The sequence below is a fragment of the Methanoregula sp. genome (assembly GCF_049686655.1).
Taxonomy (GTDB): domain Archaea; phylum Halobacteriota; class Methanomicrobia; order Methanomicrobiales; family Methanospirillaceae; genus Methanoregula.
Genome location: NZ_JBAVIG010000079.1, coordinates 92,960 through 108,539, shown reverse-complemented (window position 1 = coordinate 108,539; position 15,580 = coordinate 92,960). Strand labels below are relative to the sequence as shown.

Below are 15,580 nucleotides of genomic sequence, written 5' to 3'. Positions count from 1 at the left end.
TCGTTTCGAGGCTGCCGGCCATCATCGCCATCCTCCTCATCGTGGCGGGTGCCGGGTTGTATTTACTGAAATTACGATCGCGAAACCGATGAGTTTTTTGTGATTGTGCATTATTATCGTTTTTTTTCATTTTGTTAAATCAACATCTGCTGTATTTTTCCCTGGTACGTGCAATTCAGTTTCGATATATATCCCGGCAGGCCATATCCCGGAACGGTTGCGTGGAGATAAGATCCGGGCCGTTCGCTACGGTGGGCGAGGGTTTCTGCATGCCCACGAGAAACAGTAAAGAATTGGCTGATGCAGCCACCTTCCCGTATTCTACGACCGTATGAAAATAAAGTGAATCCTTCTTTCCTGCCGTTCTCACATTGCCAGGCTCAGCACCCGGAACGCGATCCCGCCAATACCAATTGCCATGATGATCTCGGCTGCAGAAATCGAAAGCGCTTTCTTCCAGCCGAACTCCGATGCGAGTACAAGGATCACCGAGATGCACGGAATATAGAGCATCGAGACCAGGGCAAGGACAATCAGCTGGACCGGGGACATGATCGACGCGAAGTTTGTAGTGTGGAAGATCACGGCGAGGGTAAGGATCGTCAGCTCTTTCCGGACGATACCGAAGATCAGCGTAATCCCGATGACCGCAGGCAACCCGAGCCAGAGAACGGTCACGGGTGAAAGAAGATTGTTTACCGGGGTGAGGAGCCCGGCCGCATAGAATGCCTGGATTATTGCGCTCCCGATGATATACGCCGGGAAGACGATCCAGATGAGCGACTTTGTCCGGGTCCAGGTCTGCTTCAGGACGACCGAGACAGAAGGGACATGGTAATCGGCCATCTCCATGATCAGCCCGACCGATTCACCTGGAACCGCTTTAAACGCGATTCTTCCGACAACAATGATAAGGAGGATATCAAATGCATAGAGCGCAAGCGCCCACCAGATATTGACGAATGCGGCGACAAGGCCAAGGATGACAACCGTCCGTGCCGTGCAGGGAACAAGCGTCACCAGGAATGCAGCAAGGGTCTTCTGCTTCGGCGTTTCCATGATCCGGCAGGAATAGATGGCAGGGACATTGCACCCGTATCCAAGGATCAGGGGGATGATCGCTTTCCCGTGCAGCCCCAGTTTGTGCATGCCGCGATCGAGCATCACCGAGATGCGGGTGAGATAGCCCGAATCTTCCAGAATGGCCAGGAGCAGGTAGAACGGCAGGACATAGGGAATGACCAGAGTAACTCCCGCAACGAAACCGGTGAATGCCCCGTTCCAGAGAATGTCCATGATCGGTCCCGAGACAACCGGTTCATACTGTTCAAAATGGGAAAGAAATGCCTGCAGGAACCCCGAGACCTGTGCTCCGATTAAAAATGTCCAGACCAGCAACCCGCCGATCACCGCAATGACACCGAGATACCCGAAAACCGGGTGAAGGGCCACTTCATCGAGCCGGTCGGTCAGGCTCTTTTTCAGGGAACCCTCGCCCGGTGGCCGCATGGTCATTACTTCAGCTGCAATCCGGTCTGCAATCTGGTACCGCTCCGCGCTCATGACAACGCAAACCGGTTCCCCGTGGATGGATTCAATCTCCCCTGCGAGTAATCCCGCTTTTTCAACGATGGCAGGATCCTGCGCATTTATAAGCTGCACGATAGCCGGATCGCGTTCGAGGAGTTTGATTGCTGTCCACCGTACGGGGTACTGTGTAGTTACCGTTTCCAGCAGGGCGATTATTTTTCCAATCCGTTCTTCTATTTCCTTCCCGTAGTGGAGGACCGGGGGAACCGGGTGGTCCTGCATGAGACCCGTGATTGCGTCAGTGAGTACGGGGATTCCCTTCCCCCTGATGGCAACAGTCTGGACAACCGGAACACCAAGCAATGCGGAAAACTTCTGCGTATCGATCGTAATTCCTTTTTTCTCCGCGAGATCGACCTGGTTGACCGCTATCATCAGCGGGGGTGCCAGCTCCAGGAGCTGTATCGTGAAGAAGAGATTGCGTTCCAGTGCCGAGGCATCGATGACATTGATCACCGCATCCGGGTGTTCGAGTGCGATAAAATCCCGCGATACCAGTTCTTCCATGGAGTACGTGGAGAATGAGTAGATGCCGGGCAGGTCGATGACCCGGATCCGCTTCCCTTTGTGGAGCAGGAGTCCCTCGGCCCGCTCAACGGTCTTTCCCGGCCAGTTGCCGATGATCTGGTCAACACCGGTCAGCTGGTTGAAGATCACGCTTTTGCCGACGTTCGCATTGCCGGCAAGGGCAATCGTATAATCCACATTCCTGATTTTGGACTCCCCACCGGTTGAGCAGCCTTTGCATTCGCCACAACCGCTCATAGCTCACCCAAAAGAGGTGGTTCAATAAAGATATTCTCGGCGATTGCGTGATCGACAGCAAGTTTGGTCCTCCTGACCGAGATCTCCACCGGTCCGCCCATGGGCGCTTTTTTCAGGACAGAAACGTTTGTCCCGAGTGTCAACCCAAGGTCGGAGAGGCGCTGGACAACTTTACAGTCCCCCCGGATAAATGCGATCCGGCCTTTCTGTTCCGGGCGGAGGTCCGTGATAGGTATTATCTTTTTATCACGGATGACTAAGGGCATACCGGTGTTTCCTGCGCCATCGCACTCGGCGCAGCTCCCCACGCCTTTGTTACAGGGGCTGATCGGGCTGCCATGAGGGCAATGTGCCGGGGCGTCCAGCATCCGGCAGAGTGCATCCTCGGTCTCTTCTGAGATCGTGTGCTCCATCCTGCACGCTTCATCGTGGACCTTTTCCCGGTTCAGTTTGAGGACATCCGTTAAAAATACTTCAAGGAGCCGGTGTTTCCGCTTTATAGTACCCGCGATCTTTTTCCCCTCTTCCGTCAGGGTCGCACCACGGTACGGTTCATACTGTACGAACCCTTTGTCTGAGAGACTTTTCAGCACCTCCGTCACACTTGCCGGCGCGATCTTCAGGCACTTTGCTATCGCGGTCGTCTTCGCAGACCCGTCCCGCGATTCGAGATCATAGATTGTTTCGAGGTACTCCTCGACCTGCTCCTGAGCCATTATACCTGCTCCTGAGGCATGGTACCGGATAGCTGGGCCGGCCCTACTGTCGCGCCCTGCATGACCGCGGATTCTGGCACCTCGTATGTTGTACGTGTGCCTTCGATCTGGTATGGGCCGATGGCCTTCACCGGGTACGGGTTATCGCTTGTTGAATACGGGACGATGAATTCACCGTTGACACTCTCCTGCCGGTACGTGAAGTTCCTGCCGGTGTTGGTAACAAGGGGTATATCGATGATACCGGTTCCTTTGATATGAGCGCCATTGACGTATTCGAAGATCTTTACGTACTTTACATCGATTGTATCTGAGTTTGCCGCGTTGGTCGGAGACTCGTGGACAAGCCGGTAATGCCGGAGTGCGGGAACGGTGTCAAGGGGCTGGACGAGCGATAAACTGAGAACTGTAGCATGGTATCCCGCAGGAGCCGCCTGGTTGTATTGTTCTGCCGCAAGGGTTGCTGCAGAGAGATTTAATGGCTTGGCGTTAGTGATGACCGGTAATGATGCATGCGTTACTTCCGGATCAGCATATTCAATATAATAAACGTCTGTTGGCTCCGCCATTGATCCATCAGAGTTATGGAGACGGGAGATCATGGTCAGGTAATACGGCTGTTTATTGAGTGTTACGAGCTGGTATTTCTGGTCCAGACTATTGTCCTGCATGAACATGTTTTCCTGGTAGGGTTCTGTGGCGGCAGATGCGTTGTACCATGTTGACATCGCCCAGAATTTTCCGGTGTCCATTTCGATATCGGTAATCACGTAGCGGGTGCCGTCGCCATCGAGGATGGCATTTGCAGTATCCTCTGAAGTTGCCATGAAGTACGCAGCGGCACCATCGGGACCGGTAACGCCCTGCTGGAATGGGTTTGCATTCGGAATGCGTTTTGCGACATACGTGATCATATGCCCGTAGTCCCACCAAGACATGATCCCGTACGCGGTGGAAGGATACTGGAATGTCTTCTGGTCATAGATGGTAAAATAATTCACGCCGGTATCCGGTGTACTGTTGCCCAGCCATTCGAGAGATTCTTTCCAGTCGGGGTTCATCGTGTTAACCCCGCTGGATCCGACGGTGTAATTATAGGAAATTGATGTATAGGCAAAGAGGAGACCAAGGCCCAGCACGATTACTACTCCCCCAAGAACGGGGTAGTTCAGTTTTCGGGAATCGCCCGGACTTTTCTTGTGCTTCTGGCTTTTGCCCCTGCGTGGTTGATCTCTCCCGGCTTCGCCTGAACCACCCGATTCATCATGCGTCATGATTCCACTCACCAGCGTGCGGAGATCTCCCCACCCCCTCTCAAAAACGAAATGGACGCAAACAGCTGAAAGCAATGCGATGACAACTGCAAGATAATACTCGTACCGTACGTGCTGCCAGGTGGAGAATAATATGATGAGAGCCCAGACCAGCGCAAAAATTTCATGGGGCCGTTCATCCCTGAGGTTGTTGTAGAGAGCTACAAGTATGCCCCCGGCCATCAGAAAGAGGCCGTAGTTGAATGCCTGCCACGCTTCTGCAGGCGACCATGCCATCGCATCCATGACGGTCTGGGTTACGGATGCCTGACCGAAGAATGCATAGAGATCGTTGATAAACAGGGTATAGAGCTGCGGAGCTGCCACGAAGAGGATTGCCGCAAACAGGATCCCGCTACCGATAATGATTCCGGGATAATAGTATCGCTCCCTGTTTTTAAGATACCGGGCAAGGAGATACAACAGTACAGTTGCACCGATCAGGCATACATAGGCATACACATGGCCTATGGAATATGTCGAGAGATCCATGCCGGGGCTTTTGAATCCGAAGAGGAGGAGCCCGGCAGTTGCAATGGTAAAAACGATGGCGTTTGCAATCAGCAGGTATTCACTGGAACGTCCGCGGTAGAAATCGAACATGAACTGGATGACGGTGAATACACCGACGATGAAGGCGAACAGGATCATGGTCGGCATGACAAAGAGGCCGAGAAGATACGCGATACCCGCAAGGACGGATAACAAAGCGGTCTTTCTCCAGGTACTGAAATCGGTGAGATGTATCGTTGTGCCCTTTTCCGAGATCAGGATATACAGGTATGCCAGGCAGAACAATGTGGAGAAGAGCACCTCACCGTCGCGGTGATTAAAATAACCGTAGAGGGAGTAGAGGAAAAAGGTTCCGGAAACAACCGCGGTGAACCCCGAAGCGAGCAGTCCGGTCTTCCAGTCCCCGTACGCCTTTCCCACAAAATACATGAGAACTACTGTAGCGGTTGCGAAGAAGGGTGTCACAAGGAGACATACGCCGATAATATCCGGGCGAGTGACCACTCCTGCGATCGTGCAGGCAATTCCAGCAATATAAATGGTCATCGGACCCCAGTAAATCAATGTCCCATGAGGGAAATTTGACATCGGGTCGAACCAGGCATACTGGAAATGATTTGCAAGGAACAGTTCGACCAGCCGCAGATCGTACTGGGGGTCATCGCTTGCTACTTTCGAAAGAATATCGACGGGACCCGTAAACATGGGAAGAAGGCGGAGCCAGAGGGCAACGAGGGTAAAAATACCCACGAGACCAATGATCACCAGTCTCTGATGGTTTTTAAGGATTGAACAATTCACGTTTTAACACCATCTTGGACTTTTTGATACTACACAATTATTTAGGCTCCCCTAAATAATAAATATTTAGGTGATCCTAAAAATTACCCTACATCTCCCCACATCCCGTTTACAAGCTTGAGGGTTGCAGCTCATGGAAGATCAACCAAGCTCATCATGCCGCCAGGAGCACAGGCATGTGAGATCAGGATGAGCACCGTAACGGATGATATGCCCGCGTCCCGAGGTTTTCTGGTCTTTTTCTGATGTGATGGGTTTAATGTACCTTTCATAGTTTGTCGGCCGAGAGCTGTATCTGCCGCATCAGTCCAGCCTTTGAGCACCGTGATTGTTGGTATTGTCAGGGTTGTGCGAACACATCCTGTCAATACTTCGGAATCTGATCTTACCGATTTGAAAAAACCCTGCTGTTTATTCATAATATTGATACGAAAATATGGAGCTGATTTGTGTTCCAAAATTTCCGGCGTTCAGGACGCAGTTACACACAGGTGAGGGAGACAAAAATATACTTACTTGTAATAAGAAAGAAGAAGTGATGCTTGGATGGGACGGGGAGCTTCCTCCCCCTGCTGTCAGGACAATGGAAGAGATGCGCCCTGTCCTTGCCGACCCTTCGTGTACGTGTGGGGATCCGCTCTATTTTATGTACCGTGACCTTGCAAAATCCGACGCGGACTGGCGCTGGCTCCATGTCCATCACCTGCGCTATGATCTCACCGTTATCCCGTCCCGGGATCTCTGCGGGGAATGGGTGAAAACAAAAGGGCATTACCACCCGGAGAACAAGGCCGGGGTCGGGTACCCGGAGATTTACGAGGTGCTTGAAGGTGAGGCACATTATATTCTCCAGTCAAAAGACCTCACGGATGTAGTGATGATCCCGGCAAAAGCCGGGGACGTGGTGATAATCCCCCCGGGATACGGCCATATCTCCATCAACCCGTCTCCGGATAAAACTCTTGTAATGGCCAATCTCGTCTCAACTGCATTCGAGAGTGAGTACGGCGAGTACGAGTCCCGGCACGGTGCGGCATACTATGAGTACATCTCTGAGGAACTCCGGAAGAACCCCAGGTACCCTGCCCTGCCCCCGGTCCGGACACTCCGGCCGAAATCCGGGAACGGTGATCACCGGATCGCTAAAGGCCCGCTCTACAACCTCATCGGGGACGCGGACGCACTCGCCTTCTTAAACTACCCGGAAAAATATCTGGCTGTCTTTTCTGTACTTCTGAAAAACTAAAACGAGATAAGAGTGGGATAATATCAGGGCAGGAGACTTGGGACAGGCGCCCGCTTGTGCAGGTTCTTTTTCACCAGGGCAAGGATCTTTTCTTCCGTGGGGGTGTCAGCTTTCCATGCATGCGCATCAAGTGTTTTTAAGGAGGCGTCGATCTCGGCATAGGAGAGGCCAAGCTCCCCTTCGTCGCTCTGCCCGGCCCACAAGCCCGCAGAAGGTGCCTTTGTCATGATCGGGTCAGGGATGCCGAGTTCCTTAGCCACGATGTACACTTCGGTCTTGTATAAATGGACGATCGGCTGGAGATCGGCTGCATTGTCGCCGTACTTGGTACAGTACCCTAGCATGAACTCGCTCCGGTTCGATGTACCGCAGACGATCCGGTTGTCCCGGTTTGCATAATAATAGAGGGCGGTCATTCGGATCCGGGCCATGAGGTTACCAAGGAGATAGGGAGTTTCCACGAATCCCGGTATTGACGTAAACCCGGAGAGCATCGGGTCGATGTTCACGACCTCGTGAGCAATCCCGAGTTTTCTGCTCAGGTCCGCTGCATCCTTTATGTCAGCAGGATGACTGACCGAAGACGGCAGGGAGAGGCCGAGTACCTTCTCGGAACCGACAGCCCGGCAGCAGAAAGCGGCTGCAACCGCCGAATCAACACCGCCGCTCAGGCCGACAACGATTCCTTTGCATCCTGTGTTCCAGTAAGCGTACCGGATCATCTGTTCGACCCGGCCCATGCTGCACCCGATATCCTCTGCCATGGTTGTATCCGGTTAAAGTAGACGGATAAACCTTTTTAACTGTTCGGTATTCCCTACCACGATGATGGAATCATCCTGCTGGAGTACCTCTTCCTTCAATGGTGCAACAATGGTCCGGCTCACGCTCTCAATGCCAATGATTCGGATCCCCGGCACCTTTCGCATGAGCCATCCGACCGTCCTTGCATCGTTCCGTTTCACCTGCTTCATGACAACGATGTCGCCGTTGGGCAGATCGAGGAGGATAGTTACCGTGTCAGCAAGGATGATCCTCCCGATGATCTGGCCGCCGATCATGGGAAGGAGGGCCACATAGTCCGCACCTGCACGGTAGAGTTTGTCCACGGATGCCGGTTTATTCGCCCGGGCAAGGATCCGTATGTTCGGGTTGATGTTCCGTGCCATAAGGGTGGTGAAGATGTTCACGTCATCGTCATTCAAGGCCACGATGCAGTGCTGTGCGCTCTCAATCCGGCTTTCCTTGAGCACCTGTTCGTCCTCGGCATTTCCCACTACCTGATCCTGCAGGTCGTAGGGACCGGAATCGATCACCGTGGCGGTGGCACCGGCCTGCAGGAGCTCCTGGTACGCGGCCTTGCCGACATCGCCATACCCTGCGATCACAGCCCGGGTATCTTTCAGGCCACCAGCACAGAACTCCGTAGTGATCGCCCGGACGATCGCTTCGGCCCTGCCGAAGAGAAAGAGGGAAGTGGTATCGTCCACGATCACGTCATCGCCGGGCTGGGCTAAAAAAGTCCCCTCTTTCCAGAGGAAGAGGACGATGATACCGTACGTGTCGAAGAGCCGGAGTTCCCGCAGGTTCTTCCCCTGGGCGCTGCAGCCCGCAATTACCGGGATGTTGATCAGGCGGATACCATTATCCGGCGTATGATTGATGTTGATCGTGATCCGGTCAAGCCCCGGGATTTCCTGTATGGTATCTCCGGCCGGATTGAGGACTGCGTGGCGGGCGAGGATCCTTCCCGTGGAGTCCTTGGGCGAGAGCACGTAATCGGCCCCGGCGTACCTCAGGTACCGCTCAAAGGAGATCTTGTCGATGACCGATATGATCTTTCCCCTCGCCATTTTGCGTATACCGAGGATGATATTGGCGGTCAGCCGTTCCTCCTTGCTGATGACAACAAACGCGGCTGAGGTGATATGCGCTGCCTGCCACGTGCCGGGATCGGTATACTCGCCCCAGATCACGTATGCCCTCCGCCGGTAACTGGTGGCGATCTCGAGTGCGGTTGCCTTGTTCTCCTCGACAATCACGATATCGTGATCGGCGATGGTCAGGCTTTCAATGACGGAGCGGGTGAGTTCGTCGTACCCGAATACCACGGTGTGGTTGGAGAGGACGTGCGAGGTCGTTTTTGGTGGCGTGGGGGCCAGCAGCGTGGTGAGGAAGGGGGCCAGCAGGAGCGGGACCACGATGAAAATCATGATAACTCCCGATATCATGATCTGGATCGCAAGAAATATCGTCAGATTGTTGACGAATGGAGGAAGATCAGTATATCCTACCGTAGTCATTGATTCCACTACGAATAGCAGGGCATGGGACCAGGATATTGTGTTGTTCTCAAGAACGGGGTAGAATGCGTGGAAGATGTACGTGTAGAGGCCGATGAGCAGGGCAAATGCCAGGAAGTAGAGCGATATCTGGATCCCCGGCGAGTTGCGGATCGCCCGCCAGGTATGCCCCCGTTTTGGCGTCATGATATATCCTCATCGATATGCAGGCTGCACCTGGCCAGCTGGTGACCAAGACCGGCAACCGCGTATTTCGTGGCCGGGTGTCGCGAGCTGTACTCGTCCAGGAAAGTTTTCACTTCGTAATGGAACATCCCGCGAAGATCTCCATGACGGGAATTATCGCTGCCCACACCCTGCAGCTGTGCGTAGAGTACAATCTCTTCTGCCGGTATCCGGGAAAACGGGAATATGCAGGGTATCGTCCTGTCCATGACCCGGTGCTGTTCTTCGGGAATCGGGGCAGGTCCGGGCAATCCCCGGAGGATCCCGCTGAGCACAGAAATTGCGATCTCATCAAGGCTGGTTGGCAAAGCCAGGCGGGTGGCGCCGATATTTTCGGCTGCCTCTTCATACGGGGAAGCCTCCGGCCCCCCAACCGTCTCCCGGTTCCCGGGTATGGCAGAGATCCGCACATCCCGGCGCCTGCCACCCAGTTCCTGCAGGAAGAAGAGGAGGGCGCTGCAAGGCCGGTCACCGGAGATGGGAATTGCGATGTGATCGCCCGGCCGCATCCACTGGTGCTGCCGGATCACCCGTTTTGCCCTTGCCTCGAAATCGGCAATAAAATGGTCCCGGCAGAGATCCCGCCCGGAATAGGGCTGGAATATAACCGGGTCGCTCCTGCACCTGTCGCACTGCATCGCCTGATCAAAGCTAATCTGGACGATAAAAGATGTTTAAGGTTGTGCTGGCAGGCCAGGAGTGGTGTGGCACGGAAGATGCGATTTTATAGTCTGCCACATAACCACTCTAACGATTATGTCCGTCGCGGCAGAGCATATCCGCAGCCTGAACAAGTACGAGAAGGTGATCCTGCTCGCACTCGAACGCGGTATGAAGCGCTACGCGTGGGTCCCGCTCGAACAGCTCATCACCGCGACAAAGCTCTCGGAGTCTGAGGTCAATTACCGCCTGTCGCGGCTGATTGCCTGGGGCATGGTGAGGTTCAACCCGGTCCCCTACGATGGCTATGCCCTTGTCTTCGGGGGGTATGATACCCTCGCCCTTGCCACTCTCACTCATAAAGGAACGATCTCGGCGCTGGGGACTATGATCGGGGAGGGCAAGGAATCGGTCGTATACGAGGCCCTCGGGCTCGGGCCGGTAGCGATCAAGTTCCACCGGGTGGGGGGGCGATCCTTTTCCTCGGCCCGGGTGAACCGCGAGTACATGGATGACGGGCATTGCCCCTGGTTGGTGGCCTCGCGGAGGTCAGCGGAGCGGGAATACGAAGCGCTAAGGATCCTGCACCCCAAAGTCAGCGTACCTCTGCCGATCGCACAGAACCGGCACACCGTGGTCATGTCCCTGATCAACGGCGGGATCCTCAACCGCTGCCGGCTCGAGTCCCCGGAAGACGTGCTCGAAGAGATCCTCATGAACGTCCGGACTGCCTGGCAGGCCGGAGTCATCCACTCCGACCTCTCGGAGTATAACATCCTTGTCGAGGACGGGAAGTGCGTCCTCATCGACTGGCCCCAGTGGATAGAGACCACGCACCCGAACGCCACGACTATCCTGGAGCGGGATCTCGACAACATCCTCGCCTTCTTCCGGAGGAAGTACCAGATGAACCCCGACCGTGAGGACGCGGTACGATGCGTGACCGGCTGAAGGTCTTTGGCATCGATATCATCAAAGGATCTGTCCGGTCCCGGTCCCGGCGGCCGATGTATGCCCTCGTCCGCATGGAGGGCTCCCGAATCGAGAGCGAATCGGAGGTCTCATTATTCCGGCTCTTCCGCATGCTCACGGAGGAACAGCCGGACATCCTCGCGGTTGACAGCCTCCAGGAGATCGCCGCGGACCAGCGCGAGCTCTTCTTCTTCTTACAGGGCCTTCCTCCGCAGACACGGCTCGTCCAGGTGACCGGCGGAGAACGCAAGGAGACACTCGGGAAGGTCGCAGCCAGGTTCAATATCAGTTTCAACCGGTTCGACCCCTTTGCTGAGGCACGGACGACGGCCCAGGTCGCCTCCCTCGGCGCCGGAGCGGAGGTAATCGCATTCGAGAACGAGAGCGAGGTCGTAGTCAGCCGCCACCGGTCGCCCGGGAAGGGTGGCTGGAGCCAGAACCGGTACGTGCGGAAAATGCACGGGGCGGTGCAGCTCAAAGGCCGGGAAATCGAGCAGGAGCTCGTGGCTGCAGGGCTCCGGTACGAGAAAAAGGAGACACGGGCATTTGGCGGGTGCAGCCGGGTCGCCTTCCGGGTCTTTGCCACCCGGGACCAGGTGCCGGTCTCTACCTATCGCGGCGCGGATGTCCAGGTCCGGATCAGCGGCAAGCGGCTGGAGCGGATCCGGTTCCGCCCGCTCGCCGGGAAACCGCGGTACCTGATCGTCGGCATCGACCCTGGAACGACTACCGCGTTCGCGGCGCTCGATCTCGACGGGAACCTTCTCCACCTGCAAAGCTCCCGCCAAATGACCAACTCGGATGTGATCGAGGCCCTCTGCAAGGTGGGCAAACCCCTTATCATCGCTTCCGACGTCGAAGAGATGCCGTACACCGTAGAGAAGATCCGCCGGGCCTTCTCGGCGATCGCTTATACCCCTAACCAGGACACGAGTGTGGAAACAAAGGTGGAACTCACCGTCCCGTTCCCCTATGCAAACGACCACGAGCGGGATGCCCTCTCTGCTGCACTTGATGCATACCGCCAGTACCGGCACAAGTTCCAGAACCTGATGAAACGGATCCCACCAGGGCACGATCTCGATGAAGTGCGGGCCCGGGTGATCCGCGGGCAGTCTCTTGACCAGGTGATTGGCGATATGCGTATGCCGGCACCTGTTCCGACAATTCCGGTTCCCCCGGTGGCAGTGGATGCTAAACACGATGAACGGGTGAGGGTGCTGGAGGGGATGGTGAAGCGCCTGCGCAGCTATGTTGCCGAACTCCAGGAAGAGATCAAGGGGAAGGACTACGAGATCCACCGGCTCTCCGCCCGGCTCCGGAAGGTCCATACCTCGCGGGATGCTGAACTGGCAAGGGATGCGGAGGTGGTAAAGAAGGATGTTGTGATCCAGAGCCTGAAAAAGCATCTCCACAAGGAAGAGAGGCACAACCGGAACCTAGCAAAACGCCTTGCCCGGATAAAGAAATTCGCGGAGCTCTCAGTGGAGGGTGACGTGGTACCGGTGAAGGTGATGGAGAGCCTGACAAAAGAGGGGATCAGAAAGCTTGCCGAGGATGTAGGAATTGGTGAGGCGGACGTCATATGGGTAAACCGGACGGACGGGTGGGGCAGGAGCGTAATCAAGGAGCTTGCGGACCGCCGGATCACTGCAGTGATTGTGGGAGACGACGTATTCCAGGGAGGCGATCCCCAGCTGCTGCCCTCGTTCCATGAGGCCGGTCTCCCTCTCCTGTCAGGCAGGGAGACCGGAGTTCAGGTGCGAAACCGGCAGGGGCTCTGCGGGAAAGTGATCCTTGATGCCGCCCTTGCCCGCTGGAATGACCAGCAGGTGAAGGTCGAGCGGGAGAAAAAGACCGAGATGATCGAGCACATCTTCAAGGAGTACAAGAGCGAACGCGGTAAGGAGGTGCGGAAAGGTGGATGATCGCGAGCTCTTGCAGATCGTGATGAGGATTGTAGGAAAAGATAACTGCGCGGATGATTGCGCGGTTGTTCCCTGTGGTGACCTGGAGATGGTTATAACGACCGACATGCTCCACCGCACAACGGATTTTGTCCCCGGCATGACCGACTGGCAGGCAGGATGGATGAGCGCTGCCGTCACGCTCTCTGATATCGCGAGCATGGGGGCGGCCCCGAAATACCTGCTCATCGCCGTTGGGCTCGATGACTGGAAGTGCCTGGAAGGCGTGATGCAGGGTGCAAAGGACTGCTGTATGCAGTTCGGCGCCTCGATCATCGGGGGTGACATCGACCGGCACAACGAGCTGACCGTTGTGACAACCGGTCTCGGGTTGGTGGACAAGGATCATCTCGTCCGGAGGACCGGCGCCAGGCCTGGGGATCTCGTCTGCATTACCGGGACACCGGGGCAGGCGCAGGCATGGCTCGACGGTTATCTCCAGTTCGAGAAGGCCCTCTTCGAGCCGCAGCCCCGGGTGCGGGAAGGCCAGATGCTTGGGCGGGCTGGAGTGAATGCGATGATGGACGATAGTGATGGTATTGCCCTTTCGCTCTACGATCTGATGAGCGTGAACGGGTACGGTTTTGCGCTCGACTCCCAAAAACTCCCTCTCCCGGTCGGGATCCCACCCGGGCATGCTTTGGAGCTTGCCCTGTACGGGGGAGGGGACTATGAGTTGATCTATATGATTGATCGCGGGAAGTTCCCGGTCGAGGGCGTCCCATCCACGGTAATCGGTACGGTGGTGGCAGAACCAGCGGTCACCGTTGACGGCAGGCCCCTGGAAAAGCGGGGGTACCAGCACCGGTGGGAATAGACACCCATCCCAGCCCAACGCCGTGGCCTTGAAATATCATTGAAACGAGATACTGTATTTACTGTATAATGGCATCAGCAATGGAATCACTCGAGAGCAAACTGGACAGACTGGCCCCTGAACAGAGGAAAGAAGTGGAGGACTTTGTTGACTTCCTCATCTTCCGGTCAGGTGAACCTCAGGCAGCCCCACGGATGATCCCGCAGGCGCCCCCGTCCCTGGAAACAGTTCCCCTGCTGCCTGTACCCACCCCGGTCTCATCCCCTCCCCGGATGCAGGACATTCTCCAGCAGGATCCACCGCAGGTGTCTTCCTCCGTACCGATTTCAGCCCCGGCACCTGCTGAGGAATCCCGGTCGACCGGCGATGACTGGATCACCCGGGATTATATTGATTACGGGCAGTTCGAACGGGCTCCCTCACCTGCAACGGAAGCAGTCAAAAAAGTGAAACAGAAGATCAGCAAACACGAGGAGCAGGAGAAGTCTCACCAGCTGCTCGACTGGATTGATTAGTTTCTCCACCCGGAAGCGGCTTTTTTAGTGATAAGTCCGATATGGCAGCAGCTTATCGACAATTGTTTTTGATTCCCCTGAATAGAGGGTGATTACCACCTGAATCCGGTCGGTGCCGCGTGTACCCTGCAGCTGTACTTCAGACAACCGCTGGTTGAAATTGAGTTTACCTTCAGCGACTGTCCCGTCAGACCGTGTGAGGGTCACCTGGTTGTCCTCCACGAGGCCTGTTCCCGGTCCTCCGTTGAACTGGATCGTTACCATGGCATTGCTGTCATCCTTACTGGCATCCACATAGAGTTCCGTATCTTTGGCCAGTGTCTGGGTTGGTTCTGTTGTGAGCACAACGGTATTCACTGCGGCATCCGAGCTCCGGTAATCTATGGAGGGTGAAGGGGTGGTATTGATCGAACCCGGTACGAGTGGCCACTTTCCGAGGTTAAACATTCCTCCCTGCATTCCAATAAAAAAGAGAATTACTGCTGCGATGACGATTCCTGTAACGGCAAGTGCTTTTTTATGTCGTACAGGAAATGCCATGGGGGGATATGTCCCGGTTCCGGTGGATAGTCCGGCCCGGGTTCCGGAAGAATCGTTCCAGATCCGGAGGCCGGGGCAGGTGATGACTGGACCGGAGAAACCGGTGCGGGGTATCCTGCGATCTGCGGACTCTCCGCGACCGATCCCGCGTCCCTGCCGGCAGATTTCTGTTCCGTGTTTATAATGCCTTCAACAATTCCAACCAACCGGTCAATGTGTCTCTCCAGGGGCGGGGAGACTGCGTCGAGCCAGTGGGGGACGCTTATCAAGTATTCCATCGATTTGGAGGGGAGCACATCCTCAATCCGGAACGGGATGATAATCCGGCCCTTATTCACGGCATTCGTCAGTTCTCTGGTAACGTGGGGGGATTTGTTTGCAGATGAGGAAAAGATGAGCACAACCACTTTTCCGTCTTCAATACCTTCGATGATCGCTTCGGGAAAATTTTTTCCGGGTGGGATATCACGAGGGGCTATCCAGCACCGGATATTCCGGGATTCGAGTTTGGCACAGACGGCGTCTGCGATGGGTTTGTCCTCCTTGGCATAGCTGATGAAAACATCATGGTGACTCAAGTTTTTCCGAATCGACTCATCAGGCATAGACCGATCAGGATCGTGTGAATTTCCTGCTC

The 15,580-nt window shown here is 55.4% G+C and carries 13 protein-coding genes; 5 read left to right on the top strand and 8 right to left on the bottom strand.

Annotated elements, in window-relative coordinates; translation table 11 throughout:
• Positions 1–366: 366 nt before the first annotated feature.
• Genes feoB through WBL42_RS12140 form a run of 3 tightly spaced genes read right to left on the bottom strand, consistent with a single transcriptional unit; the run spans position 367 to position 5,662 of the window.
• Positions 367–2,355 carry a ferrous iron transport protein B gene (feoB, locus tag WBL42_RS12150; RefSeq protein ID WP_424721547.1) on the bottom strand — a complete coding sequence of 663 codons (1,989 nt, stop codon included), beginning with the start codon at positions 2,353–2,355 and terminating at the stop codon, positions 367–369.
• Positions 2,352–3,071 (bottom strand): DtxR family transcriptional regulator, encoded by a 720-nt coding sequence (locus WBL42_RS12145; RefSeq protein WP_424721546.1) that lies wholly within the window; start codon positions 3,069–3,071, stop codon positions 2,352–2,354. Before WBL42_RS12145 ends, feoB begins: the two co-directional genes overlap by 4 nt.
• Positions 3,071–5,662 (bottom strand): oligosaccharyl transferase, archaeosortase A system-associated, encoded by a 2,592-nt coding sequence (locus WBL42_RS12140; RefSeq protein ID WP_424721545.1) that lies wholly within the window; start codon positions 5,660–5,662, stop codon positions 3,071–3,073. The genes WBL42_RS12145 and WBL42_RS12140 overlap by 1 nt, the downstream gene beginning before the upstream one ends.
• A gap of 574 nt (positions 5,663–6,236) precedes the next feature.
• Between WBL42_RS12140 and WBL42_RS12135 the strand changes: the two genes are divergently transcribed.
• Entirely contained in the window at positions 6,237–6,944 is a 708-nt protein-coding gene (locus WBL42_RS12135) for a glucose-6-phosphate isomerase family protein (protein ID WP_424721549.1), read from the top strand.
• 23 nt (positions 6,945–6,967) lie between these two features.
• Here WBL42_RS12135 and WBL42_RS12130 read toward each other — a convergent pair whose 3' ends face one another.
• The 3 genes from WBL42_RS12130 to WBL42_RS12120 are packed head-to-tail and all read right to left on the bottom strand — an operon-like array spanning position 6,968 to position 10,110.
• Entirely contained in the window at positions 6,968–7,708 is a 741-nt protein-coding gene (locus WBL42_RS12130) for an NAD+ synthase (protein ID WP_424721544.1), read from the bottom strand.
• A gap of 12 nt (positions 7,709–7,720) precedes the next feature.
• Complete coding sequence (locus WBL42_RS12125; RefSeq protein WP_424721543.1) at positions 7,721–9,433, bottom strand: potassium channel family protein; 1,713 nt, start codon at positions 9,431–9,433, stop codon at positions 7,721–7,723.
• A complete protein-coding gene (locus WBL42_RS12120; RefSeq protein WP_424721542.1) occupies positions 9,430–10,110 on the bottom strand; it encodes a hypothetical protein in 681 nt (226 codons plus the stop codon). The genes WBL42_RS12125 and WBL42_RS12120 overlap by 4 nt, the downstream gene beginning before the upstream one ends.
• 118 nt (positions 10,111–10,228) lie before the next feature.
• Here WBL42_RS12120 and WBL42_RS12115 point away from each other — a divergent pair, with 118 nt between their 5' ends.
• From WBL42_RS12115 to WBL42_RS12100, 4 genes are all read left to right on the top strand, one after another.
• A complete protein-coding gene (locus WBL42_RS12115) occupies positions 10,229–11,083 on the top strand; it encodes an RIO1 family regulatory kinase/ATPase (RefSeq protein WP_424721541.1) in 855 nt (284 codons plus the stop codon).
• A complete protein-coding gene (locus WBL42_RS12110) occupies positions 11,068–13,032 on the top strand; it encodes a DUF460 domain-containing protein (protein ID WP_424721540.1) in 1,965 nt (654 codons plus the stop codon). Before WBL42_RS12115 ends, WBL42_RS12110 begins: the two co-directional genes overlap by 16 nt.
• Positions 13,025–13,888 (top strand): thiamine-phosphate kinase, encoded by an 864-nt coding sequence (gene thiL, locus WBL42_RS12105; protein WP_424721539.1) that lies wholly within the window; start codon positions 13,025–13,027, stop codon positions 13,886–13,888. The genes WBL42_RS12110 and thiL overlap by 8 nt, the downstream gene beginning before the upstream one ends.
• Before the next feature lie 68 nt (positions 13,889–13,956).
• Positions 13,957–14,403, top strand: a complete 447-nt coding sequence (locus WBL42_RS12100; protein WP_424721538.1) for a hypothetical protein — start codon at positions 13,957–13,959, stop codon at positions 14,401–14,403.
• A gap of 24 nt (positions 14,404–14,427) precedes the next feature.
• On the opposite strand, the gene WBL42_RS12095 is transcribed toward WBL42_RS12100, so the two are convergent.
• Together WBL42_RS12095 and WBL42_RS12090 are read right to left on the bottom strand one after the other, a co-directional pair.
• Positions 14,428–14,850 carry a hypothetical protein gene (locus WBL42_RS12095; protein ID WP_424721537.1) on the bottom strand — a complete coding sequence of 141 codons (423 nt, stop codon included), beginning with the start codon at positions 14,848–14,850 and terminating at the stop codon, positions 14,428–14,430.
• A 29-nt stretch (positions 14,851–14,879) separates the two neighbouring features.
• Positions 14,880–15,521 (bottom strand): TIR domain-containing protein, encoded by a 642-nt coding sequence (locus WBL42_RS12090; protein WP_424721536.1) that lies wholly within the window; start codon positions 15,519–15,521, stop codon positions 14,880–14,882.
• Between the last annotated feature and the right edge of the window lie 59 nt (positions 15,522–15,580).

Coding starts and splice junctions, on each gene's coding strand:
- WBL42_RS12095 (WP_424721537.1), bottom strand. CDS start 14,850: ATGTTTAACCTCGGAAAGTGGCCACTCGTACCGGGTTCGATCAATACC.
- WBL42_RS12100 (WP_424721538.1), top strand. CDS start 13,957: ATGGCATCAGCAATGGAATCACTCGAGAGCAAACTGGACAGACTGGCC.
- WBL42_RS12120 (WP_424721542.1), bottom strand. CDS start 10,110: ATGCAGTGCGACAGGTGCAGGAGCGACCCGGTTATATTCCAGCCCTAT.
- WBL42_RS12115 (WP_424721541.1), top strand. CDS start 10,229: ATGTCCGTCGCGGCAGAGCATATCCGCAGCCTGAACAAGTACGAGAAG.
- WBL42_RS12130 (WP_424721544.1), bottom strand. CDS start 7,708: ATGGCAGAGGATATCGGGTGCAGCATGGGCCGGGTCGAACAGATGATC.
- WBL42_RS12145 (WP_424721546.1), bottom strand. CDS start 3,071: ATGGCTCAGGAGCAGGTCGAGGAGTACCTCGAAACAATCTATGATCTC.
- feoB (WP_424721547.1), bottom strand. CDS start 2,355: ATGAGCGGTTGTGGCGAATGCAAAGGCTGCTCAACCGGTGGGGAGTCC.
- WBL42_RS12110 (WP_424721540.1), top strand. CDS start 11,068: ATGCGTGACCGGCTGAAGGTCTTTGGCATCGATATCATCAAAGGATCT.
- WBL42_RS12135 (WP_424721549.1), top strand. CDS start 6,237: ATGCTTGGATGGGACGGGGAGCTTCCTCCCCCTGCTGTCAGGACAATG.
- WBL42_RS12125 (WP_424721543.1), bottom strand. CDS start 9,433: ATGACGCCAAAACGGGGGCATACCTGGCGGGCGATCCGCAACTCGCCG.